1 protein-coding gene is annotated in these 694 nt (G+C 69.5%); it reads left to right on the top strand.

Annotation, left to right across the window (positions count from 1 at the left end; translation table 11 throughout):
- Positions 1-99: 99 nt before the first annotated feature.
- On the top strand, positions 100-694 hold a 595-nt coding region (locus ACYVKX_RS23350; RefSeq protein ID WP_460836114.1), incomplete at its 3' end, for an IS21 family transposase.

Below are 694 nucleotides of genomic sequence, written 5' to 3'. Positions count from 1 at the left end.
GTCCCCACCCTTCGCGTCGTGTCGTAGCCGACGGTGAGGGCCCTGCGTGGTGACGGTGGCGGTGCCAACCAGTCACCGAGCACCACGCAGGGGCTTCCATTGAAGAACGCGAAGGAAAGAATGGACGTGATTGCCGCCTACCGAGACGTAGGCACCTACCGGGGAGCCGCAGAGATCTGCGGCACTACCCACAAGACGGTGAAGCGGATCATCACCGCGCACGAGCTGGTCAGCCAGGGCGGGCGGCTCCCGGAGCCGGCGCCGCGGGCTAGGAACTACGACGAGGTCGCCGATCTGGTCGCCCAGAGCGTGAAGAAGACCGCGGGGAAGATCAGCGCGAAGCGGCTGCTGCCGACGGTGCGTGCGGCCGGCTACACGGGGTCGGACCGCAACTTCCGGCGGCTGGTCGCGACGGCGAAGCGGGAGTGGCGACTTGGTCAGGCCCGTGCCGGTGGCCGGCGTCCGGCGGTGTGGTCGCCCGGTGAGGTCCTCGCGATCGACTGGGGTGAGGAGGTCGTAGACGGCCGGAAGGTCCACGTGTTCTGCGCCGTCCTCGCGTGGTCGCGATTCCGGTTCGTCCGGTTCGCCGGCGACGAGCAGCAGGCCACCACGCTGGGCATGCTGGCCGAGTGCTTCGAGGTCCTCGGCGGCGTCCCGAAGGTCGTGCTCGCCGACCGGATGGGCTGCCTGAAGG

Source organism: Nocardioides hungaricus (assembly GCF_054782915.1).
This window is presented reverse-complemented; position numbering and strand designations above follow the sequence as displayed.